The 21674-nt window shown below is 55.3% G+C and carries 20 protein-coding genes and 1 tRNA gene; 15 read left to right on the plus strand and 6 right to left on the minus strand.

Annotated elements, in window-relative coordinates; all coding sequences use genetic code 11:
* Nucleotides 1-28: 28 nt before the first annotated feature.
* A complete protein-coding gene (dkgB, locus tag ACQG1K_RS04155; protein WP_048966286.1) occupies nucleotides 29-832 on the plus strand; it encodes a 2,5-didehydrogluconate reductase DkgB in 804 nt (267 codons plus the stop codon).
* A 30-nt stretch (nucleotides 833-862) separates the two neighbouring features.
* Here the strand turns inward: dkgB and yafC are convergent, their stop codons facing one another.
* Entirely contained in the window at nucleotides 863-1768 is a 906-nt protein-coding gene (gene yafC, locus ACQG1K_RS04160; RefSeq protein ID WP_171936508.1) for a DNA-binding transcriptional regulator YafC, read from the minus strand.
* Nucleotides 1769-1872: 104 nt separating this feature from the next.
* Between yafC and ACQG1K_RS04165 the strand changes: the two genes are divergently transcribed.
* The 3 genes from ACQG1K_RS04165 to ACQG1K_RS04175 all read left to right on the plus strand — a co-directional run bounded on the left by ACQG1K_RS04165 (nucleotide 1873) and on the right by ACQG1K_RS04175 (nucleotide 4837).
* Nucleotides 1873-3048, plus strand: coding sequence for an MFS transporter (locus ACQG1K_RS04165; protein ID WP_320684465.1), 1176 nt, complete (start codon nucleotides 1873-1875; stop codon nucleotides 3046-3048).
* Between the two features lie 137 nt (nucleotides 3049-3185).
* Nucleotides 3186-3986: an endonuclease/exonuclease/phosphatase family protein gene (locus ACQG1K_RS04170; protein WP_032621812.1), complete on the plus strand. Its 801-nt coding sequence runs from the start codon at nucleotides 3186-3188 to the stop codon at nucleotides 3984-3986.
* 77 nt (nucleotides 3987-4063) lie between these two features.
* Nucleotides 4064-4837 carry a class I SAM-dependent methyltransferase gene (locus ACQG1K_RS04175; protein ID WP_063135990.1) on the plus strand — a complete coding sequence of 258 codons (774 nt, stop codon included), beginning with the start codon at nucleotides 4064-4066 and terminating at the stop codon, nucleotides 4835-4837.
* Nucleotides 4838-4889: 52 nt separating this feature from the next.
* On the opposite strand, the gene mltD is transcribed toward ACQG1K_RS04175, so the two are convergent.
* Both mltD and gloB read right to left on the minus strand, forming a co-directional pair.
* Nucleotides 4890-6254, minus strand: a complete 1365-nt coding sequence (mltD, locus tag ACQG1K_RS04180; RefSeq protein ID WP_022647128.1) for a murein transglycosylase D — start codon at nucleotides 6252-6254, stop codon at nucleotides 4890-4892.
* 68 nt (nucleotides 6255-6322) lie between these two features.
* Nucleotides 6323-7081, minus strand: a complete 759-nt coding sequence (gloB, locus tag ACQG1K_RS04185; protein ID WP_022647129.1) for a hydroxyacylglutathione hydrolase — start codon at nucleotides 7079-7081, stop codon at nucleotides 6323-6325.
* 32 nt (nucleotides 7082-7113) lie between these two features.
* Here gloB and ACQG1K_RS04190 point away from each other — a divergent pair, with 32 nt between their 5' ends.
* A complete protein-coding gene (locus ACQG1K_RS04190; protein WP_023299381.1) occupies nucleotides 7114-7830 on the plus strand; it encodes a class I SAM-dependent methyltransferase in 717 nt (238 codons plus the stop codon).
* Here ACQG1K_RS04190 and rnhA read toward each other — a convergent pair whose 3' ends face one another.
* A complete protein-coding gene (gene rnhA / locus ACQG1K_RS04195; protein ID WP_160840538.1) occupies nucleotides 7831-8409 on the minus strand; it encodes a ribonuclease HI in 579 nt (192 codons plus the stop codon).
* On the opposite strand from rnhA, the gene dnaQ reads away from it, so the two are divergent.
* From dnaQ to ACQG1K_RS04240, 9 genes are all read left to right on the plus strand, one after another.
* A complete protein-coding gene (gene dnaQ / locus ACQG1K_RS04200) occupies nucleotides 8363-9094 on the plus strand; it encodes a DNA polymerase III subunit epsilon (RefSeq protein ID WP_072201000.1) in 732 nt (243 codons plus the stop codon). The two genes, rnhA and dnaQ, sit on opposite strands and share 47 nt — an antisense overlap.
* Before the next feature lie 132 nt (nucleotides 9095-9226).
* Nucleotides 9227-9303, plus strand: a tRNA-Asp gene (locus ACQG1K_RS04205).
* 386 nt (nucleotides 9304-9689) lie between these two features.
* Nucleotides 9690-10409, plus strand: a complete 720-nt coding sequence (locus tag ACQG1K_RS04210) for a FadR/GntR family transcriptional regulator (RefSeq protein ID WP_022647132.1) — start codon at nucleotides 9690-9692, stop codon at nucleotides 10407-10409.
* Nucleotides 10406-11419: an ABC transporter ATP-binding protein gene (locus tag ACQG1K_RS04215; RefSeq protein ID WP_038415388.1), complete on the plus strand. Its 1014-nt coding sequence runs from the start codon at nucleotides 10406-10408 to the stop codon at nucleotides 11417-11419. Before ACQG1K_RS04210 ends, ACQG1K_RS04215 begins: the two co-directional genes overlap by 4 nt.
* A complete protein-coding gene (locus tag ACQG1K_RS04220) occupies nucleotides 11416-12498 on the plus strand; it encodes an ABC transporter ATP-binding protein (RefSeq protein ID WP_022647134.1) in 1083 nt (360 codons plus the stop codon). Before ACQG1K_RS04215 ends, ACQG1K_RS04220 begins: the two co-directional genes overlap by 4 nt.
* Before the next feature lie 2 nt (nucleotides 12499-12500).
* Nucleotides 12501-14015: an ABC transporter substrate-binding protein gene (locus ACQG1K_RS04225; RefSeq protein WP_023299385.1), complete on the plus strand. Its 1515-nt coding sequence runs from the start codon at nucleotides 12501-12503 to the stop codon at nucleotides 14013-14015.
* A gap of 18 nt (nucleotides 14016-14033) precedes the next feature.
* Nucleotides 14034-14975, plus strand: a complete 942-nt coding sequence (locus ACQG1K_RS04230) for an ABC transporter permease (RefSeq protein WP_022647136.1) — start codon at nucleotides 14034-14036, stop codon at nucleotides 14973-14975.
* A gap of 2 nt (nucleotides 14976-14977) precedes the next feature.
* On the plus strand, nucleotides 14978-15853 hold the full coding sequence (locus ACQG1K_RS04235) for an ABC transporter permease (RefSeq protein ID WP_048965741.1): 876 nt from the start codon (nucleotides 14978-14980) through the stop codon (nucleotides 15851-15853).
* Nucleotides 15854-15862: 9 nt separating this feature from the next.
* A complete protein-coding gene (locus tag ACQG1K_RS04240) occupies nucleotides 15863-17464 on the plus strand; it encodes a gamma-glutamyltransferase family protein (RefSeq protein WP_367076102.1) in 1602 nt (533 codons plus the stop codon).
* A 41-nt stretch (nucleotides 17465-17505) separates the two neighbouring features.
* Here the strand turns inward: ACQG1K_RS04240 and ACQG1K_RS04245 are convergent, their stop codons facing one another.
* Both ACQG1K_RS04245 and fadE read right to left on the minus strand, forming a co-directional pair.
* Nucleotides 17506-18276: an amidohydrolase gene (locus tag ACQG1K_RS04245; protein WP_367076093.1), complete on the minus strand. Its 771-nt coding sequence runs from the start codon at nucleotides 18274-18276 to the stop codon at nucleotides 17506-17508.
* Nucleotides 18277-18383: 107 nt separating this feature from the next.
* Nucleotides 18384-20828 (minus strand): acyl-CoA dehydrogenase FadE, encoded by a 2445-nt coding sequence (fadE, locus tag ACQG1K_RS04250; protein WP_367076091.1) that lies wholly within the window; start codon nucleotides 20826-20828, stop codon nucleotides 18384-18386.
* A gap of 239 nt (nucleotides 20829-21067) precedes the next feature.
* Between fadE and lpcA the strand changes: the two genes are divergently transcribed.
* On the plus strand, nucleotides 21068-21646 hold the full coding sequence (gene lpcA / locus ACQG1K_RS04255; protein WP_003863232.1) for a D-sedoheptulose 7-phosphate isomerase: 579 nt from the start codon (nucleotides 21068-21070) through the stop codon (nucleotides 21644-21646).
* Nucleotides 21647-21674 lie beyond the last annotated feature (28 nt).

Below are 21674 nucleotides of genomic sequence, written 5' to 3' on the forward strand. Positions count from 1 at the left end.
TTTACGAACATAACGATTGAGGAATGATATGACTATCCCTGCACTGGGTCTGGGCACTTTTCGCCTGAAGGACGACGTTGTTATCGCATCTGTTAAAACCGCACTCGAGTTGGGCTATCGCGCTATTGATACGGCGCAGATTTATGACAACGAAGCTGCCGTAGGTCAGGCTATCGAGGAGAGCGGCGTACCGCGCCATGAGCTTTTCATCACCACCAAAATCTGGATTGAGAACCTCAGCAAAGACAAGCTGATCCTAAGCCTGAAGGAAAGTCTGAAAAAGCTGCGTACTGATTATGTTGATCTGACGCTGATCCACTGGCCATCACCTGGCGATGCCGTCTCCGTAGAAGAGTTCATGCAGGCGCTGCTGGAAGCAAAAGAGCAGGGCTTGACGCGTGAAATTGGTATCTCAAATTTCACTATCCCATTGATGGAAAAAGCCATTGCCGCAGTGGGTAAAGAGAATATTGCTACTAACCAGATTGAACTCTCTCCTTACCTGCAAAACCGCAAAGTTGTGGACTGGGCGAAACAGCATGGCATTCACATCACCTCGTACATGACGCTGGCATATGGTAAGGCCCTGAAAGATGAAGTGATTGCGCGCATCGCTGAAAAACACAATGCAACAGCTGCACAGGTGATCCTGGCATGGGCGATAGGTGAAGGATATGCCGTGATCCCGTCTTCAACCAAACGTGAAAACCTGGCAAGTAACCTGTTAGCGTGGGATCTCCAGCTCGATGATGAAGATAAAAAAGCGATCGCTGCACTGGAATGCAACGATCGTCTGGTCAGCCCCGAAGGGTTAGCACCTAACTGGGATTAATAACAACCCTCCCTCTGTGCCTTTAAACCCTCATACAGCTCCTCCGGGAGCTGTTTTTATATGTTCGCTAAGGAAGTCGATAAAAGCGCGTATGCGCGTACTTACTGCTCTGTCACTGTAATACACCGCGCTAAAAGGCATCTCTACAGGTAAGCGTTTGTCAGCCATTAGCTCAACTAGCTGGCCCGCAGCTATTTCCTTATCAATCATATAGTCTGATAAACAGGCGATCCCATTTCCTTCAAGACACAGCTGTTTCAGCGTTTCCCCGCTATTAGACGAAAGTGCGCAGATGATCTCATGAAGTTGTCCGTCATGACAGGCCACGGGCCAGGTGTTCAGCGAGACAGGCTCCGTAAAGCCCAGACACAGGTGCTGCTTCAGCTCCTCAACGGTCTCAGGTTTGCCATGCTCTGCAATATATTGCGGTGACGCGATAATTTTGCGGTAGCTGGTGAACAGAGGGCGAGCGCGTAAACTTGAATCCGTCAGGGTTCCCGCGCGGATCGCCACGTCAACTTTACGCTCAATCAGGTTAATGAACGTCTCAGAGGAGACCAGAGACAGGGTCATCTCCGGGTAGCGTTCGCGGAAGGGTTTAATCAACGGCATCAGGAAATGCAGCACGACCGGCGTCGCCGCATCTATGCGCAGCAGCCCACGCGGCGTGCTGCGTGATTCCATGATTTCCGTTTCTGCTGCCGCCATCTCCTGCAAAACGGACTGCACGCGTCGAAAATAACGTTCACCTTCTTCCGTCAGGCTGAGCTGCCGCGTTGTTCTGTTGAGCAGACTCACCCCGAGCTTCATCTCCAGCTTTTTCACCGAGCGGCTGATGGCGGAGTTCGCCTGTCCGAGCTGTTCGGCAGCACGGCTGAAGCTGCCGCTTTCAACAACGGCAACGAAGACAGTCAGTTCTTCCGATGTGGCTTTCATTATTGCATCACCTGCAAAATTCTATTGAGATTCTAACCATTTTTGTTATTTAAACACTGGCGCATACTGCCTGTCATCTTAATCCTGAAGAGACGGAGTATTTTATGCCACTGGCGCTTCTTGCCCTGACGATCAGTGCCTTCGCAATTGGCACGACCGAATTTGTTATTGTAGGACTTGTTCCTACCATTGCTGAACAACTCGCTATCTCGCTGCCTTCTGCCGGGCTGCTGGTATCTATTTACGCGTTAGGCGTCGCTGTTGGGGCGCCTGTGCTGACCGCACTGACTGGACGCTTTCCACGTAAACAACTGTTAGTTGCCCTGATGGTGCTCTTCACCGCTGGCAATATTCTGGCGTGGCAGTCACCGGATTACTCCACGCTGGTCATTGCCCGCCTGCTGACAGGCCTCGCGCACGGTGTCTTCTTCTCCATCGGTTCCACGATTGCAACCAGCCTGGTGCCAAAAGAGAAAGCGGCGTCAGCCATTGCGATTATGTTTGGTGGCTTAACCGTCGCGCTGGTCACCGGCGTGCCGTTAGGAACGTTTATCGGACAACATTTTGGCTGGCGTGAAACCTTCCTCGCGGTATCGCTGTTGGGCGTGATTGCTCTGGTAGCCAGCCTGCTGCTGGTGCCCTCCAGTATTCCGGGACGCGCAAGCGCCAGCCTGAGCGATCAGGTTAAAGTTCTGACACACCCGCGCCTGCTGCTGATCTATGCCGTTACGGCCCTGGGTTATGGAGGTGTGTTCACTGCGTTCACCTTCCTTGCACCGATGATGCAGGAACTGGCTGGTTTTTCTCCGGGCGCGGTGAGCTGGATTTTACTGGGCTACGGTATCTCCGTCGCAATCGGCAATATCTGGGGCGGCAAGCTTGCGGATAAGCATGGTGCGGTACCGGCGCTGAAATTCATCTTCGCCGCCCTGGTTGCCCTGCTGATGATTTTCCAGATCACCGCATCGATGCAATACGCCGCGCTGGTAACGGTGTTGGTTATGGGGATATTCGCTTTTGGTAATGTGCCGGGATTGCAGGTATATGTTGTGCAGAAAGCCGAACGTTATACGCCTAATGCGGTGGATGTCGCATCTGGGCTGAATATCGCCGCATTTAATATCGGTATCGCACTCGGTTCGGTTATCGGTGGGCTGGTGGTTGAACATGTTGGATTAACCCAAACGCCATGGATTGGTGCGGTAATTGTGCTTATCGCTTTCCTCCTTATTGGTCTCAGTGGACGGCTTGATAAACCCGCTCGCGTCGCACTTGGATAAGTATCAGTAAGTGCTTGCTTACAAAACTGGAAAGCGGTTTCTCAGTAATTGCGTTGAAAGTGTGACCTAAAATCCCTATAACATTAGAACCAGTCCGTTTTCCGGGCTGGTTCATGTTACAGAGGCCGTTTCCAAAAGTGCGAAAAAATACCTATGCCATGCGTTATGTTGCCGGAATGCCTGCGGAGAGGATCTTGCCTCCGGGGTCGTTTGCGAGCCTTAGCCAGGCATTACCAGCGGGCACTCCATTAAGCAGTGACGAGAAAATTCGCGTACTGGTGTGGAACATCTTTAAGCAACAGCGTGCGGAGTGGTTATCCGTACTTCAAAATTTTGGTAAAGATGCGCATCTGGTTCTGTTACAGGAGGCGCAAACCACGCCTGAACTGGTCAGGTTTGCAACGACGAACTATCTTGCAGCCGATCAGGTGCCTGCCTTTGTTCTGCCACAGCATCCTTCCGGGGTGATGACCCTTTCAGCCGCACATCCGGTCTATTGCTGCCCGCTGCGTGAACGTGAGCCGATCCTGCGTCTGGCAAAATCAGCACTGGTCACGGTCTATCCGTTGCCCGACACCCGTCTGCTGATGGTGGTAAACATTCATGCGGTGAACTTCAGCCTGGGTGTTGATGTGTACAGTAAGCAGTTACTTCCCATCGGCGATCAGATTGCTCATCACAGTGGGCCGATCATTATGGCCGGGGACTTCAATGCCTGGAGCCGTCCGCGTATGAACGCGTTATACCGCTTCGCGCGTGAAATGTCGCTGCGTGAAGTTCGTTTTAACGATGACCAGCGCAAGAAAGCGTTTGGTCGTCCTCTCGATTTTGTCTTCTATCGGGGTTTAAGCGTGCACGACGCCTCCGTTCTGGTGACGCGCGCCTCCGATCATAATCCTCTACTAGTTGAATTCAGTCCCGGCAAACCTGATAAATAATGGTGCGTCAGGTCTGCCGTGGGGCAGGCCTGTGCGGGTGCTGCCCTTTATTTTTTAACCCATAAAAGGACAGCAACATGACAACAACACACTCCCATCATGACAACGTCGAAAAACAGTTTGGTTCTCAGGCAAGTGCCTACCTGAGCAGTGCCGTACATGCCTCTGGCCGCGATCTGGTACGTCTCGGCGAACGGCTCGCCGCGTTTCCTGACGCGCACGTGCTGGACTTAGGCTGCGGAGCGGGGCACGCCAGTTTTACCGCCGCACAGCAGGTTGCTCAGGTGACGGCGTATGACTTATCGAGCCAGATGCTGGATGTGGTTGCTGAAGCGGCGAAAGCGAAAGGGCTGAATAACGTCACGACGCGACAGGGCTACGCTGAATCTTTACCCTTTGAGGATGCATCCTTTGAGGCTGTGATTAGCCGTTACTCTGCACACCACTGGCATGATGTGGGGCAGGCATTACGGGAAGTGAAACGCGTGCTCAAACCGGGCGGAATATTCATCATCATGGACGTGATGTCTCCCGGGCATCCGGTACGGAATATCTGGCTCCAGACGGTTGAAGCGCTGCGTGATACCTCGCACGTGCAAAACTACTCCAGTGGAGAGTGGCTTACGTTTATCACCGAAGCTGGCTTGATTTCACGCTCATTGATAACCGACCGTTTGCCGCTGGAGTTCACGTCATGGATTGCACGGATGCGCACACCGGAGGCATTAACTCAGGCGATCCGATTGTATCAGGAGATTGCCTCTGCTGATGTCAAGGCGTACTTTGAATTGCATGACGATGGTTCGTTTACCAGCGACACCATTATGGCTGAAGCGCAAAAAGCGGGATAAACAAAAAAGGCACCGAGGGGAATCGGTGCCTTTTTAATAAGCGATCGTACTATCAGGAATCTGGCGTAGCGCTGTTTTTCACAAACAACGTCAGCTGGTCGCCAGGTTGCAGGTTGTCAGTATCGTTGTTCCAGCGCATCACATCTTTGATGTTTACGCCGTGACGCTTAGCAATACTGGACAGCGAGTCGCCTTTACGTACGCGATAGGTAATGCTATCGCTGTTTTTAGCGAGACGCTGTGCGCTGCTACCTGCACCTACGGTCAGCGTTTGACCCACTTTCAGACCGGATCCGCGCAGATTATTCCACTGCTGGAGATCTTTCGTATTCACGCCAAGACGTGATGCAATACCTGAAAGCGTATCACCTGAACGCACCTTATAGCTGCGGCTGCTTACAGGCGACGTATCAGCAATCAGCGTAGACTGAACGGCTGCAATTTCACCCGAAGCTAAAGACTCACGTAACTGCTCCGCGTGTTTCTGCGGAACCATCACATAGCGCGGGCCGCTTGCACCCAGCGTGGAGCCTTTAACACCTGCATTAAAGGTTTTAAGCTTACTTACCGACATACCCGTCATATCGGCAACCTGTTGAATATCAACAGGGCTGCTGAGGCGGACACGCGCCAGTGCACGACTTTCGTCTGGTGTTGGCAGTTGTACACCGTAACGTTTGCTGTTCTTGAGAATGTCACTCAATGCCAGCATTTTCGGTACGTAAATCTTTGTTTCCTGTGGCAGTGAGAGCGACCAGAAGTCTGTGGATTTTCCACGCGCTTTATTCGCTTTCATTGCCTTCAGTACACGACCTTCACCACTGTTATACGCCGCGACAGTCAATAACCAGTCGCCGTCAAACATCTTGTTCAGACGTTGCATCATGTCGAGAGCGGCTGTCGTTGAAGCGACAACATCACGACGCGCATCGTAGTTGCGGGTCTGCTTTAAACCATAATTTCGCCCTGTGCTCGGAATGATCTGCCAGATGCCTGCTGCATTGGCGCCAGACGTCGCGTGCGGGTCAAAAGCGCTCTCCACTATGGGTAGTAGTACCAGTTCCATAGGCATGTTACGTTTCTTAACTTGCCCTGCTATCCAGTACATATACGGCTCTGCCCGTAATGTTACATCGTGGAGATAGCTCTTATTTCTCAAATACTTCTGTTTCTGTTCGCGAATCCGGCTGTTTTCCGGAATTCCCATCTTTAGCTCGTCGCCAATAGAGGCCCACAAGTCTTGTTCCTGCGCGAAGGATGTCCCATCGTCCAACCATCGCGCCTGACTTGTAAACTTCCCTGCTTCCCCTTGACCAGCCGCAGAAAGGCTCTGTGCGTGCTGTTGTACGTTGCTGCCGTTTTGTGACTGGCAACCTACAAGCAGGACAGAGGCGAGTAATATCGCTTTTGCCTTCATGTGTGTGTCAATAGTTGCTTAAAAGACGAGCGATGATAACGGCGAAATTTTGAAAAGGCAACCCGCAATTATCTGAAGTTATCTTTCTTTGACCTTAACCATGCAAATCGCGCTTCAGGTTGTAACAAATTTGTTTCTTGATTAATTTTATTAATTAAATCAACGTCATTCGTTCTTAAAAATAAATTTATTTGTCGCTCATTTTTCAGAATTACGGGGAGTGTTTTTTGGTTTTTTGCACGTAACTCCTTCACTTTCTGGTAATAATCCTGAATCGCCCGATCCTCTGGTAGTACGCTTGCAGCAAACTTCATATTCCCTAATGTATACTCATGTGCGCAACAAATTACGGTGTCGGCTGGCAGCGCATTAATTTTTTGTAAAGATTGATACATCTGTTCTGGCGTGCCTTCAAACAGCCTTCCACAGCCGCCGGAAAACAGCGTGTCGCCACAAAAAAGATAAGGTTTGCTGTAGAAACAGAGATGACCGGAAGTGTGACCTGGCGTAGCAAATACGGAAAACTCGCACCCGAGGATGAGGATACTTTCGCCTTCTTCGACAACTTGCGTCGTACCCTTATCCTGTGTCTCTGCTGGTCCGTAGACGGGAATATGGGGATAGCGCGCAAGGAGATCGGGAACACCCCCGACATGATCGTGATGGTGATGGGTAAGGAGGATCGCTTCAGGCTGCCAGTCGTTTTCTTCTATCGCGTGCAGGATCGGTACGGATTCGCCGGGATCAACAATGATGCATCTGCGATCGTCATCGACTAAAACCCAGATGTAATTGTCCTGAAAGGCGGAAATACTGATAAGATTCATGCATTACCTCTTATAGCGTGGCGGGTGTTTTGATGAAACCGGCAAGGATACCTCAGACTGTCGCACCACCGGAACGTTGGGCAGAGTTGCCCTGGGGTGAATATTATCGCGAGGCCTTAGAACTTCAGCTTAAACCCTGGCTCGCGAAAATGTATGGTTTTCACCTGCTTAAGATTGGCAATCTGAGCGCAGAAATCAATACCGAAAGCTGCGCTATCTCGCATCAGGTTAGCGTATCGCTTAATGGCTCCCCGGTTCAGGTGAAGGCTGATCCGCTGCATTTGCCTTTTGCGGAAAAATCCATTGATGCCTGTCTGCTCGCCCATACGCTGCCCTGGTGCAGCGATCCCCATCGTCTGCTGCGGGAAGCCGACCGCGTTTTGATTGATGACGGCTGGCTGATCCTGAGCGGTTTTAATCCGCTGAGTCTGATCGGGCTACGTAAACTGACGCCCGTTCTGCGCCGCACGGCGCCATATAACAGCCGGATGTTTACCATGATGCGCCAGCTGGACTGGCTTTCACTGTTAAATTTCGAAGTGCTGAGCTACGGGGGTTTTCAGGTCATCCCCTGGACGCGTAAAGGCGGGGTCTTATTAAGTACCCATTTACCCGCGCTGGGCTGCATGCAATTTATTGTCGCGCGTAAGAGGACGATCCCACTTACGCTCAACCCAATGAAGCAAAGCAAATCAAAAACGCGGATCCGCCAGACCGTGGGTGCCACGCGGCAGTACAAAAAACCGTGATCAGGATTCAGGTTGATAACCTGCATCCTCATGGGTTGGGTTTGATGCCGCCGCGCGAGCCAGCTCGTCACAGCGTTCGTTTTCAGGGTGACCGGCGTGCCCCTTTACCCACTCCCATTTGATTTCGTGCTGACCGAGGGCGGCATCAAGACGCTTCCAGAGATCGACATTCTTGACGGGTTTTTTCTCTGCCGTTTTCCAACCGCGCTTTTTCCAGTTGTGGATCCATTGGGTAATGCCCTGGCGAACATACTGGCTGTCGGTACTCAGCACCACGTCACAATGTTCTTTTAAGGCTTCCAGCGCCACGATGGCCGCCATCAACTCCATGCGGTTGTTGGTGGTCAGGAAATAGCCTTCACTAAATGTTTTTTCATGCTGGCGATAGCGCATAATGGCGCCATAGCCGCCGGGCCCTGGGTTACCGAGACAAGATCCATCGGTGAAAATTTCTACCTGTTTACGCATCTCTGGTAGACTTCCTGTATTTGAAACGTTCAGTAAAACGATAAGTCTGACATAAATGACCGCTATGAGCACTGCAATTACTCGCCAGATTGTTCTTGATACCGAAACCACCGGTATGAACCAGATTGGCGCCCACTACGAAGGGCACAAAATCATTGAGATTGGTGCCGTTGAAGTGGTGAACCGCCGTCTTACGGGCAACAACTTCCACGTTTACCTCAAACCCGATCGGCTGGTGGATCCGGAAGCGTTCGGCGTTCACGGGATTGCCGATGAGTTTTTGCTGGATAAGCCCACCTTCGCCGATGTCGCGGATGAATTTCTCGACTACATCAGAGGTGCGGAACTTGTCATTCATAACGCGTCGTTCGATATCGGCTTTATGGACTATGAGTTCAGCAAGCTCAACCGCGATATTCCAAAGACCAATACGTTCTGTAAAGTCACGGATAGCCTGGCGCTGGCAAGGAAGATGTTTCCCGGCAAGCGTAACAGCCTTGATGCCCTGTGCTCTCGCTATGAGATAGACAACACCAAGCGAACCCTGCACGGCGCATTGCTCGATGCCCAGATCCTGGCCGATGTTTACCTGACCATGACCGGCGGGCAAACGTCGATAAAATTCAGTATGGAAAATGAATCCCAGCAGACGCGGGATGAAGGCGGCATTCAGCGTGTCGTGCGCCAGGCTAATCGCCTGCGGGTTGTTTTAGCCAGTGATGAAGAGCTAATGAACCACGAATCTCGCCTCGATTTAGTGCAGAAGAAGGGCGGAAGCTGTCTGTGGCGTGGATGAAAAAAGGCGGAAACGTTTGTTAAATCGCCGTTTGGGTGATTTTTGCAGCAAACGATTCAAAACCTGAGAAAAAGCGTTGACGAGTTCAGAGGCAAACCGTAATATTCGCCTCGTTCCCCAAACGGGAACAGTGGAGCGGTAGTTCAGTCGGTTAGAATACCTGCCTGTCACGCAGGGGGTCGCGGGTTCGAGTCCCGTCCGTTCCGCCACTATTCAGAAAGCCTGAATCAGAAATGATTCAGGCTTTCGTCGTTTTATACTCCCTACACTCGCTTATCTCTCTTCTTATTTTCGTTAACAAAAAGTTAATATAATCAGTGCAATTTATTAACATTTGCACGGTTTTAGTGCGTTATTTGCACTGCTTTTGTGCATTGTTTGCCCATCCCCTCTCCGAACCTCACTTAGTTATGTAATAATTATGTAAAAATAATTCATAAGAAATCATTCGGTTACCGATCATTTTTCAGAAAAGATCTGAACCAATGCGCTATTGGTTCGCTTATTGCTTAATCATTAGCACGATAAGTAGTCCGTCATATCAATAACTTATCGTTAATAAAAATAAAGTCATGATGAAAGCGAGCGAACCAATATGGAAAAACCTTCACGGGTTTTAGCAAATTCCAGCACCGCGCTTGACCAGTTGCGCGGGCTTATCAACCAGCACGAGTCAACACCAGGCACTCCGCTGCCCACTGAACGTGAGCTATCGGAAACACTCGGCGTAGGACGACGCGAAGTGCGTCGCGCGCTGGACGTGCTGGAAGAAGAAGGGCGGATCTGGCGCAAGCAGGGCAAAGGTACCTTCATTGGTCCGGCTGCCCCTGTTGAGCCGTTGGCGCTTCAGGGATTGGTTCAGCAAACCAACCTGCTGGAAGTCATGGAAGCTCGACTACAGCTCGAACCCGGCTTAGCCCGACTTGCGGCACTGCGTGCCACCAGGGAAAACCTCGCGCTCATGCAGCGCATGCTGGAACGCATTGACAAGGTCAGCCCGGATGACCGCGATCTTAACGAACTGTGGGATAGCGCCTTTCACCGCGCCATTGCGGAAGCTGCCGGCAACCGCCTGATGCTAGGGCTTTTCGATGCGATAGATGCCGTCCGCCGGGAGCCCGGCTGGCAGTATTTACGCGAGCTTGCCCGCACCCCCGAACGTGTCGACAACTACAACGACCACCATCACAAAATCATGTCAGCGATTATTCATCGCCAGCCTAATGAAGCTGCGGCCGCCATGCGCGAACACCTGCTCAGCCTGCAAACCGCCCTGATTCAGGCCATCCACCTTGAGGACGATTCCACGCTATGACGACGATACCCTTTAAGGACTCCACTCCCGTACTGCGGCTGCAAAACCTCAACGTTAAATTCGCGGGCTCGCCGGTGAGTGTGCTCGAAGATATCTCGCTGATGGTAAGGGCGGGCGAAACGCTGGCGCTGGTGGGCGAGTCCGGCTGTGGTAAAAGCATCACTTCCCTGGCGCTGATGGGGTTATTGCCTGCCAGCGCCAGGATCGTCAGCGGGGAGATGCACTTCCGCCGCCACGATCTGCGCAAGCTCTCGCCGCGCGAGTATGCCAATCTGCGCGGCAGCGAGCTGGCGATGATATTCCAGGAGCCCATGACCTCGCTCAACCCGGCTTTCACGCTTGGCGATCAGCTCAGTGAAGCGGTGATGCGCCATCAAACGATCTCCCGGGCTGAGGCGATGACGGTTGCGCTACAGATCCTGGAGAAGGTGCAGATCCCGGCCGCAGAGATGCGCCTCAAGGCTTACCCGCATCAGCTTTCCGGCGGTATGCGCCAGCGCGTGATGATTGCGATGGCCCTGATAAACCATCCCAAATTACTGATCGCTGACGAACCCACTACCGCTCTGGACGTGACCATTCAGGCGCAAATTCTCGCCCTGCTCAATACCCTAAAAGAAGAAACGGGCACGGCGGTGCTGATGATCACTCACGATTTAGGCGTGGTGGCCGAAGTGGCACAGCAGGTGGCGGTAATGTACGCCGGACAGGTAGTAGAGCAGGGAAGCGTCGAGGCGATATTTGCCGACCCGCAGCACCCGTACACAATTGGCCTGATGGGCTCGATCCCCTCCCTTGGCGTACGCAAGGGCCAGCTTTCCACCATTCCCGGATCGGTCCCGCTGCCGGAATCTATGCCTCAGGGCTGCCGCTTCGCCACCCGGTGTCCCTTCGCGCAGACGCGCTGTCATGCTGAAAAACCACCGCTCACTATGCTCGGCACGGGTCATCAGGTTGCCTGCTTCCGCGTGCCGCTGGAACAACACATTGCCCTGGGAGAAATTGCATGACCACGCCCATTCTTGAAGCCCGGGATCTGAGCAAGCTTTTCCCCGGCCCGAAAAAACTGTTTACGCCGGCCCGCTTTGTCACGGCTGTTGACCGCGTTTCACTGTCGGTGCTGCCAGGCGAAACGCTGGCTATTGTCGGCGAATCAGGTTCCGGGAAATCCACCCTCGGCCGGCTGCTGCTGCGCCTGCTGGGCGCCAGCGAAGGGCGCGTATTTTATCAGGGTGAGGAGATCACCCACGCCTCAGGCGCACGTCTGAACCAGCTCCGGCGTGAGCTACAGATCATCTTTCAGGATCCCTTCGCCTCGCTGAACCCGCGCATGACGGTAGAACAGATTGTCGGTGAGCCGCTGTGGCTGCACCAGAACATGAAAAAAGCGGATCGCCAGTACCACGTCGCCGAGCTGCTCAGGACGGTCGGCTTGCCCGCGGCCTGGGCCGGACGTTATCCGCACGAATTTTCCGGCGGGCAGCGTCAGCGTATCGGCATTGCGCGCGCGCTGGCGTCAGGCCCAAAGCTGCTGCTGGGCGATGAACCGGTTTCCGCACTGGATGTTTCCGTCCAGGCACAGGTGGTCAATTTACTGGAAAGCCTGAAGCACCAGTTGGGGCTAACGATGGTGATCGTCGCCCACGGTCTGGCAGTTATCCGTCATATGAGCGACCGCGTGGCGGTGATGTATCTTGGGCAAATCGTCGAGCTGGCCACCGTCGACGATATCTTCGACGCGCCGCTGCATCCTTATACCCAGGCATTAATTGCCTCTGCGCCGCAAATGCAGCCAGGCGTAGCGCGGGATGCGCCGCTGTTGCAGGGTGATTTACCGAACCCGGCTAATCCGCCCTCCGGCTGCCGTTTCCACACCCGTTGCCCCTATGTTAGCGATGAATGTCGTCAGGTTGAGCCGATTCATCAGGTAATCGACGGCGGACGTCAGGTCGCCTGCCACCGCTGGCAGGAGATTAATCGCGATCGCAGCGTTATACAGATCGCACCGCCATCCGCCGCATTTTTGCGCCGCCGCGCGCTGTTTGAACACGCGGCTACTCACTCCTCCCTTCCTTCAAGGAACTCATGATAATGACAATGCGTAATTCTCTTTTGACCGTACTGGGAAGTGTTATGTTGCTTGGTGCGGCGCTGCCCGCCCATTCTGAAAGCGTGCTGCGAATCGGCCTGGGTGCAGATCCGGACATGCTGGACCCGCATCTGGCGCGTACCTATTATGGCCGCTTCGTCTTTGCCTCCCTGTGTGACCGGCTAGTGGACGTGGACGAGCACCTCAAGGTGGTGCCGGGACTGGCGAAATCCTGGGCGTGGAGCGATGACGGCAAAACGCTGACCCTGGATCTCCGTGAAGGCGTGGCCTTCCACGACGGTGAAAAATTCGATGCCGCCGCCGCGAAATACAACCTCGACCGGGCCCTGACGCTAAAAGGCTCTCTGCGCAAAAGTGAACTCTCTTCCGTTGAGTCGGTGGAGGTCACCGGCCCGATGCAGATAGCCCTGCACCTGAAAACGCCGGATGCCGCACTTCTGATGCAGCTCACCGATCGCGCAGGCGCAATGATGGCGCCGGAAGCCGCGAAAAAAGCCGATTTTGCCGCCCATCCGGTCTGTTCCGGCCCGTATAAATTCGACAGCCGCGTGTCGCAGGACCGCATTGTGCTGACCCGCTTCGACAACTACTGGAACAAAGACGCCTACCACTTCGATAAAATTATCTATCTGCCGATCCCGGATGCCTCCGTGCGCCTGGCGAACCTGCGCGCGGGCGATCTCGACCTGACCGAAGGCATTGCCGCCAGCGACGTCAAAACCGTCGAAGCCGACAGCAAGCTGGCGCTGGCGAAGGTGACGGGCCTCGGATACCAGGGCATCACCTTCAATATTAACAATGGCAAAGTCCCGGCGAACGATCCCTTCAAAGATGCCCGCGTGCGTGAAGCATTTTCCCAGGCCATCGATCGCGATGCTTTAAACCAGGTAGTGTTCGAAGGGCTTTACACTCCGGCAAACCAGGCGTTTTCGCCGGTAAGCCCGTATCACGTCAATCTTCCGGTTCCCCCGCGTGACGTCGACAAAGCCAAAGCGCTGCTGAAAGCCGCAGGCGTCACCGCGCCGCTGACCGTCAATCTGCTGGTGCCGAACAACCCAACCTCGCAGCAGGTGGGCCAGGTATTGCAGGCGATGGTGGCAGAGGCGGGCTTTAACCTGAACCTGCAAATGACCGAGTTCGCCACGCTGCTGGATCGCCAGCAGAGCGGTGACTACCAGTTGAGCTTCTCCGGCTGGTCGGGTCGCCCGGATCCAGATGGCAGCATCTACGGCTTTATCAACAGCAAAGGCACCCTCAACGACGGCCGCTACAGCAATGCTCAGGTGGATGAATGGCTGACGCAGGCGCGCCAGAGCACCGATCAGGCCGCTCGCCAGCCGCTGTATGACAAGGTTGTGAAGCAGCTTCAGACCGATATGCCAATTGCATACCTTTACTTCGAACCGCGCATTTTTGGCCTGAACAAGCGCGTGCAGGGCTTTAAAGCGTACCCGGACGGCATTGTGCGTCTGGCTGGCTTAACGCTGGCGAAATAAACCTCCTGAGGAGAACCCATGCTGGAACTGATTTGCAAACGTCTGCTGCTGGCTATACCCACTCTGCTGCTGGTGAGCATGATGGTGTTCGGCCTGCAAAAGCTGCTGCCTGGCGATCCGCTGATTGCCATGGCCGGGGAGGAGCGCGATCCGGCGGTGATCGCCCAGCTGCGTGCTGAGCTGAATCTGGACGCGCCGATCCCCGTGCAGTATTTCAACTGGCTGACGCGGGCGCTGCAAGGCGATCTGGGTGTCTCCTTACGCACTCATGAGCCGGTCACGCAACTGATTGCCAGCAAGCTGCCGGTCACGCTGGAACTGTCGCTGCTGGCGATGATTATCGCGCTGGTGTTTGGTATCAGCATGGGGATCCTCGCGGCGGTGAACAAAAACAGCTGGGTCGATCACGGGGCGAACTTTGTGGCGATCTCGGGGATCTCAATACCGCACTTCTGGCTGGGGATCCTGCTGATTCTGGTCTTTTCAGTAAACCTGCAATGGTTGCCTGCGTCCGGTTATGTGCCGTTCAGTGAAGATCCGATCCAGAACCTGCGGACATTGCTGCTGCCCGCGTCCGTGCTCGGAACCGGCCTGGCGGCGACGCTGATGCGCCATACCCGCGCGTCGATGATTGCGGTGCTGAAAGCGGATTACATCCGCACCGCGCGCGCTAAGGGGCTGCTGCCGAAAGCGGTGATCCTGAAGCACGCCTTTCGCAATGCGCTGGTGCCGGTGATCACCCTCACCACGTTGCTGTTCGGCGAGCTGCTGGGCGGGGCGGTGCTGACCGAGCAGGTGTTCACCATTCCGGGCTTCGGCAAAATGATCGTCGACTCGGTGTTCAACCGCGACTACGCGGTGGTGCAGGGCGTAGTGCTGATCGTGGCGATCGGTTTCCTGATGCTCAACCTGCTGGCTGACGTGCTCTACGTCCTTATCAACCCGAAAATGCGAGGTTAATCATGGCGGAACTGACGACGCAAACCGTGGCGCCCGCGCTGCCGCGCGCGCAAAACCGGGTGCTGAAAAAATTCCTCGCCAATAAAAGTGCGGTGATTGGCGCGCTTGTGGTGGGCTTTTTTGTGCTGGTGGCGCTGCTGGCGCCGTGGATCGCGCCATTTGACCCGGTCAAAGCTAACTTCCTCGCGGTGCGCAAAGCGCCATCGGCGATGTACTGGTTCGGCACCGACGAGCTGGGGCGCGATATCTTGTCCCGCATTATCTGGGGGGCGAGAACCTCGCTGATGGCGGGCTGTATGTCGGTGGCGATCGCGGTTGTCATCGGCGTGCCGCTGGGGCTGGTGGCGGGTTATTTCCAGAAGATGTGGGACGGGGTGATCTCCCGCTTTATTGAGGCACTGCTGGCCTGTCCATTCCTGATCATGGCGATCGCGCTGGGGGCATTCTTAGGCCCAAGCCTGACGAATGCCATGATCGCTATTGGACTCTCGGCAATGCCGATCTTCGCCCGCCTGACGCGCGGCCAGGTGATCGCCATTCGCAACGAAGAGTACATCGACGGCGCGCGGGCGATTGGCCTGCCGGACCGCTGGATCATCATTAAATACGTTCTGCCCAACGTGATGTCACCTATCCTGGTGCAGGCCACGCTGGCCATTGCCTCGGCGATTATCGCCGAAGCCAGCCTTTCGTTTTTAGGGTTAGGCCAACAGCCGCCGAACCCATCCTGGGGCTCCATGCTCAACACCGCAAAAGGGTTTCTCGAACAGGCGCCGTGGATGTCGGTTTTCCCCGGCGTGGCGATTTTCCTTGCCGTTCAGGGCTTTAATTTACTCGGCGACGGGCTGCGCGATGCGCTCGATCCGCGCCACGACTAAGGAGTCATGATGACCAAAGCGCTCGATTTTACAACCGGTTACGATTCACGACGCCCGCCGATGATGGGCCATAACGCCGTTGCCACCTCGCAGCCGCTGGCGGCACAGGCGGGAATGAAGATGCTACAGCTGGGCGGAAATGCCGTTGATGCGGCGATTGCGACCGCCATGGCGCTGACCGTTGTCGAGCCGACCGGCAACGGCATCGGCAGCGATGCTTTTGCCATTGTCTGGGACGGTGAAAAACTTCACGGTCTGAATGCGTCCGGTCGTTCGCCAGCCAGCTGGCATGCGGATCTGTTTGCCGGAAAAACCGCCGTACCGGAAATCGGCTGGGACGCGGTGACCGTGCCGGGTGCGGTGTCGGGCTGGGTGGCGCTGGCTGAACGTTTTGGCACGCTGCCGCTGACCACGCTCGCGCAGCCAGCCATTGATTACGCGCGCAACGGTTTCCCGGTCTCGCCGCTGATCGGCCATCTCTGGCAGCGCGGCTACAACAAGCTGAAAGATCAGCCCGGGTTTAGTGCCTGCTTTGCGCCGGAAGGCCGCGCGCCGCGCGTGGGGGAGATCTTCCGTAACCCGGCGCAGGCGAACTCACTGGAGCTGATCGCCAAAACCAACGGCGACGCGTTTTACCGTGGCGAACTGGCGCAGAAAATTGCCGCCTTCGCCAAAGCACATGGTGCACACCTGACCGAAGCAGACCTGGCGAATCACCGTGTGGACTGGGTGGAACTGCTATCGCGCGACTTCGCGGGCGGTTCGGTGCAGGAATTGCCGCCAAACGGTCAGGGGATCGCCACCCTGATTGCGCTCGGCATTCTGGAGCAGTGCGGCATCGAGAAACATCACCCGGATTCCGTGCAGGGGCTGCACCTCTCTATAGAGGCAATGAAGCTGGCGCTGGCGGATCTCGATCGCTACGTTGCGGATGAAGAGCATATGGAGTTTGCCGCCAAAGCGCTGCTGAGCGACCATTATCTGAAGTCGCGCGCCGCGCTTATCAACCACGATAAAGCCTCTGATTTTGTGTACGGATCGCCGACGCAAAGTGGGACGGTTTACCTCAGCGCAGCGGATTCCAGCGGGATGATGATCTCCTTTATCCAGTCCAATTTTATGGGCTTCGGTTCAGGGATCGTGGTGCCGGATACGGGGATCAGCCTGCAAAACCGCGGCTGCGGCTTTGTGCTCGATCCCAAACACCCGAACGCGCTGGCGGGCAGCAAGCGTCCTTTCCACACCATCATTCCGGGCTTTGCGATGGACGGTAACGGCAAACCGCTGATGTCCTTCGGCGTGATGGGCGGCCCGATGCAGGCGCAGGGGCACATGCAGATGGCGCTTCGCATTATGCTGCACGGGCAAAACCCGCAAGCGGCGATTGACGCCCCGCGCTGGCGCGTGGTGCAGGGCAGGGAAGTGATTGTTGAATCGACCTTCGATCGCAATACCATCGCGGCGCTGCGCGAGCGCGGACACCAGATAGTGGTGGAAGATCCGCTTCAGGATTACAATTTTGGCGGCGCGCAGGTGATTTACCGTATGCCGGAAGGGCACTACGTGGCTGCGACGGAGAGCCGCAAAGACGGGCAGGCGTTGGTGAGCTGATTTGTAGGCCGGGTAAGGCGCAGCCGCCACCCGGCTTTTTCTTATCCAATGCTAAATGGATCTGCATCCTGCCAGGCCGGAAACTTCTCCCGATACTCCTTTAACGCCGTTAACGAGATCTCAGCGTCAATTCGTGTCGCCTGATGCGGCTCGGCGGTGGCAATAATCTCACCCTGCGGACTGATCACCCGGCTGTCACCGCGATAGTGATGCCCGTTACCGTCCGTTCCTACACGGTTACAGCCAACGACATAAGACTGATTTTCAATCGCGCGCGCGGTCAGTAAAGCCTGCCAGTGCAGGGAGCGTGGGGCGGGCCAGTTGGCGACGTACAACGCCAGGTCATAATCGTTGCGGTTGCGCGACCACACCGGGAAGCGCAGGTCATAGCAGACCAGCGGCAGAATACGCCAGCCGCGCCATTCAAATACCACGCGTTCGTTTCCGGCTTCATAATGTTGATGTTCATCCGCCATGCGGAACAGGTGGCGCTTATCGTAGAAATGGACGTTTCCTTCCGGCTCGACCAGCAGGAAGCGATTGACCGGTCCGCGCCCGGTCTGGAGCGCGACGCTGCCGGCAATCAGCGCGTTTGTTTCCTGCGCCCTGGCGTGCATCCAGGCCACCACCTCGTCCTGCGGCATGGACTGTTTTGCTGCCTCCATCGCGAAACCTGTGGTGAACATCTCCGGCAGGACAATCACATCGCGTCCGGTAATCTCTTCCAGCTGGCGATCAAAATGGCGAAGGTTGGCGGGGCCGTCCATCCACACTAAAGGTTGCTGCAAAACAGAAATCTTTAAACCAGGCACGATACAGGCTCCTTAATAAACACTTTTTGACACTGTAGCACGTCATTACCAGAAAATGTGGCAATAAAAAACCCCGCGCGGGGCGGGGTTTGTGAGAGCAAAATACCTTATGCCGCTTCAGGTTTGCGGTGCTTCTCTGGCAGCTTTACCGGCTGAGTCGCCAGCTCTTCTGGTTCGAAATCATCCACGTTAATACTGCGCAGACGGCTCTCTTCGGCTTTCACCAGAATCGCAGCTTCGCTGTTGTCGATGATGCCACCCGCCAGCGCCTGTTTTGCCAGCTCATCCAGTCGTGTAAACGGCAGGTTTTTGCCCAGCTGTTTGCAGATCTTCCGGTGAATCGGGTCGGCGGCCATCACGTCAAGCAGCGCTTCTTCCAGCAAACCTACCGGGTTATGCGGGGTAGGTTCCAGGTATTGACCACGGCCAATACGGGAACGGGTTGCGCTTGGTACCTGGAGGATCTTCGCCACTTTATGATCCAGCTTGTCAGACGGTGCCAGATGGTGACGACCGGTCGGGAAGATCACCGCGCGCAGGGCGCCCGCCACGAAGCGGTTCGGGAAGTTTGCCAGCAGGTCGTCAATCGCCTGTTCCGCCTGATACATCGCATCCTGCACGCCCCAGTGCACCAGCGGCAGATCCGCTTCCTGACGGCCTTCATCGTCGTAGCGTTTCAGCACCGCAGAGGCCAGGAAGATCTGGCTCAGCACATCACCCAGACGGGCGGAGATGCGTTCGCGACGCTTCAGGCTTCCGCCCAGAACGGCCATGGAGACGTCAGACAGCAGCGCCAGGTTAGCGCTCAGACGGTTCAGGTGTTGGTAGTAACGTTTGGTTGCATCGCGGGTCGGCGTCGCGCTGGTCAGCCCCCGCGTCAGGCCGAGCCAGAAGCTGCGAACTTCATTGCTGCCAACGTGACCGATATGTTTGAACAGCAGCTTGTCGAAGGCATCCACGTCGTTATTCTGCGCGGCGGCCATCTCTTCCAGCACGTACGGATGGCAGCGAATCGCCCCCTGGCCGAAGATCATCATGCTGCGGGTCAGGATGTTTGCCCCTTCCACGGTGATGGCAATCGGTGCGCCCTGATAGCCGCGCGCCAGGAAGTTGCCTTCGCCAAGCATAATGCCTTTACCGCCTGCGATATCCATTGCATCAATAATTGACTGCTGTGCACGGTGGGTACAGTGGTACTTCACAATTGCCGACAGCACGGCGGGTTTCTCGCCCAGCATAATACCGTAGGTAATCAGCGAGGCTGCGGCGTCCATCACGTAGGCATTGCCCGCAATGCGCGCCAGCGGCTCTTCGATACCTTCCATCTTGCCGATGGAGATTTTGAACTGACGGCGGATATGCGCGTAAGCCCCAATCCCCATCGCCACCGATTTCAGACCGCCGGTAGAGTTCGACGGCAGGGTAATGCCGCGGCCCACCGACAGACATTCCACCAGCATACGCCAGCCCTGACCGGCCATTTTCGGACCACCGATGATGTAGTCAATCGGCACAAAGATATCCTGACCGCGAGTCGGGCCGTTCTGGAACGGTACGTTCAGCGGGAAATGACGACGACCAATTTCAACCCCCGGGGTCGAGGTTGGGATCAGCGCACAGGTAATGCCCAGATCTTCATCACCGCCCAGCAATTTTTCCGGGTCAGAAAGTTTGAACGCCAGACCGAGTACGGTGGCGATAGGCGCCAGGGTGATATAACGTTTGTTCCAGGTCAGGCGCATGCCCAGCACCTGTTCGCCCTGCCATTCGCCCATGCAGACCACGCCAGTATCCGGGATCGCACCGGCATCAGAACCGGCTTCCGGGCTGGTCAGCGCGAAGCACGGAATTTCCTGACCACGCGCCAGACGCGGCAGATAGTGATCTTTCTGCTCTTCCGTACCGTAATGCTGTAACAGCTCACCCGGGCCTAAGGAGTTTGGCACGCCAACGGTGATCGCCAGGATCCCGGAAACACCCGCCAGTTTTTGCAGGACGCGAGCCTGAGCGTAAGCGGAGAATTCCAGACCGCCGTACTCTTTCTTAATGATCATCGCGAAGAAGCGATGCTCTTTCAGATATGCCCACAGCTCAGGCGGCAGGTCGGCCATTTCGTGAGTGATGGCAAAATCGTTCGCCATGCGGCAGGCTTCTTCCACCGGGCCGTCAATAAAGGCTTGTTCTTCGGCGGTCAGACGCGGCTGCGGGTAGTTGTGCAGCTTTTTCCAGTCCGGGTTGCCCTGGAACAGATCGCCTTCCCACCAGGTCGTGCCCGCATCAATCGCTTCTTTCTCCGTGCGCGACATCGGCGGCATCACTTTACGGAATCCCTTGAACACCGGCGCAGAGATCATCGACTTACGCATCGGCGTCAGGTTAAACGGCAGCAAAATGATTGCCAGGGGAACAAGTACCCAGATATTCCACAGGCCAACGACGCCAAGTGCAGCCGTCCAGGCCAGAAGAATCAGGCTACTCAGGAATAAACTGACACGGTGATAGAACAACACCCCGAGCAGCACAACGGTTGCGAAAATGCTCAAAATCATCATAAAGAAAAGCTCCCTTGCTTGTAGGAGGTCTGACCACTTGTGATGATATGGTTGTAGTTGATGTCATTTCCTTTAGCAATGTGTTTACAAAATAATTACAACCTGGTTCACATTGTTCGCGTTTTAGCCGGCACAAAAAATCAAAACGCCGGACGATTCGCATGGCTTTAGCTTCTCGCTTTTACTGCTATCCGGTACACTCCACTGTGTTATTTCATCAATACTGAAGGATTATCCTCATGTACCAGGATCTTATTCGTAACGAACTGAACGAAGCGGCGGAAACGCTGGCGAATTTTCTGAAAGATGATGCCAATATTCACGCTATTCAGCGCGCGGCGGTCCTGCTTGCCGACAGCTTCAAAGCCGGCGGTAAAGTGCTCTCCTGCGGTAACGGCGGTTCCCATTGTGACGCCATGCACTTCGCCGAAGAGCTGACCGGACGCTATCGCGAAAACCGTCCGGGCTACCCGGCGATTGCGATTTCCGACGTGAGCCACATCTCCTGTGTAGGCAACGACTTCGGTTACGACCATATCTTTTCCCGCTACGTTGAAGCCGTAGGCCGTGAAGGCGACGTGCTGCTGGGGATCTCCACGTCCGGTAACTCCGCTAACGTGATCAAAGCGATCGCCGCCGCGCGTGAGAAGGGCATGAAAGTGATCACCCTGACCGGGAAAGATGGCGGTAAGATGGACGGTACAGCGGACATTGAAATCCGTGTACCACACTTCGGTTATGCGGATCGCGTTCAGGAAATTCACATCAAAGTGATCCACATCCTGATCCAACTGATCGAAAAAGAGATGGTTAAGTAAGACTTCGCTGGGGGGCGCCGGTGCCCCC

It is taken from the genome of Enterobacter cloacae complex sp. 402C9 (assembly GCF_050030745.1).
GTDB lineage: Bacteria > Pseudomonadota > Gammaproteobacteria > Enterobacterales > Enterobacteriaceae > Enterobacter > Enterobacter intestinihominis.

What these genes read in the sequence shown, in the direction of transcription:
- ACQG1K_RS04240 (WP_367076102.1), top strand. Translation starts at nt 15,863, where the DNA reads ATGACCAAAGCGCTCGATTTTACAACCGGTTACGATTCACGACGCCCG.
- ACQG1K_RS04190 (WP_023299381.1), top strand. Translation starts at nt 7,114, where the DNA reads ATGAAACCGGCAAGGATACCTCAGACTGTCGCACCACCGGAACGTTGG.
- mltD (WP_022647128.1), bottom strand. Translation starts at nt 6,254, where the DNA reads ATGAAGGCAAAAGCGATATTACTCGCCTCTGTCCTGCTTGTAGGTTGC.
- ACQG1K_RS04175 (WP_063135990.1), top strand. Translation starts at nt 4,064, where the DNA reads ATGACAACAACACACTCCCATCATGACAACGTCGAAAAACAGTTTGGT.
- lpcA (WP_003863232.1), top strand. Translation starts at nt 21,068, where the DNA reads ATGTACCAGGATCTTATTCGTAACGAACTGAACGAAGCGGCGGAAACG.
- ACQG1K_RS04230 (WP_022647136.1), top strand. Translation starts at nt 14,034, where the DNA reads ATGCTGGAACTGATTTGCAAACGTCTGCTGCTGGCTATACCCACTCTG.
- ACQG1K_RS04235 (WP_048965741.1), top strand. Translation starts at nt 14,978, where the DNA reads ATGGCGGAACTGACGACGCAAACCGTGGCGCCCGCGCTGCCGCGCGCG.
- ACQG1K_RS04225 (WP_023299385.1), top strand. Translation starts at nt 12,501, where the DNA reads ATGACAATGCGTAATTCTCTTTTGACCGTACTGGGAAGTGTTATGTTG.
- ACQG1K_RS04210 (WP_022647132.1), top strand. Translation starts at nt 9,690, where the DNA reads ATGGAAAAACCTTCACGGGTTTTAGCAAATTCCAGCACCGCGCTTGAC.
- ACQG1K_RS04165 (WP_320684465.1), top strand. Translation starts at nt 1,873, where the DNA reads ATGCCACTGGCGCTTCTTGCCCTGACGATCAGTGCCTTCGCAATTGGC.
- ACQG1K_RS04220 (WP_022647134.1), top strand. Translation starts at nt 11,416, where the DNA reads ATGACCACGCCCATTCTTGAAGCCCGGGATCTGAGCAAGCTTTTCCCC.
- gloB (WP_022647129.1), bottom strand. Translation starts at nt 7,081, where the DNA reads ATGAATCTTATCAGTATTTCCGCCTTTCAGGACAATTACATCTGGGTT.
- fadE (WP_367076091.1), bottom strand. Translation starts at nt 20,828, where the DNA reads ATGATGATTTTGAGCATTTTCGCAACCGTTGTGCTGCTCGGGGTGTTG.
- dkgB (WP_048966286.1), top strand. Translation starts at nt 29, where the DNA reads ATGACTATCCCTGCACTGGGTCTGGGCACTTTTCGCCTGAAGGACGAC.
- ACQG1K_RS04215 (WP_038415388.1), top strand. Translation starts at nt 10,406, where the DNA reads ATGACGACGATACCCTTTAAGGACTCCACTCCCGTACTGCGGCTGCAA.
- dnaQ (WP_072201000.1), top strand. Translation starts at nt 8,363, where the DNA reads ATGAGCACTGCAATTACTCGCCAGATTGTTCTTGATACCGAAACCACC.
- yafC (WP_171936508.1), bottom strand. Translation starts at nt 1,768, where the DNA reads ATGAAAGCCACATCGGAAGAACTGACTGTCTTCGTTGCCGTTGTTGAA.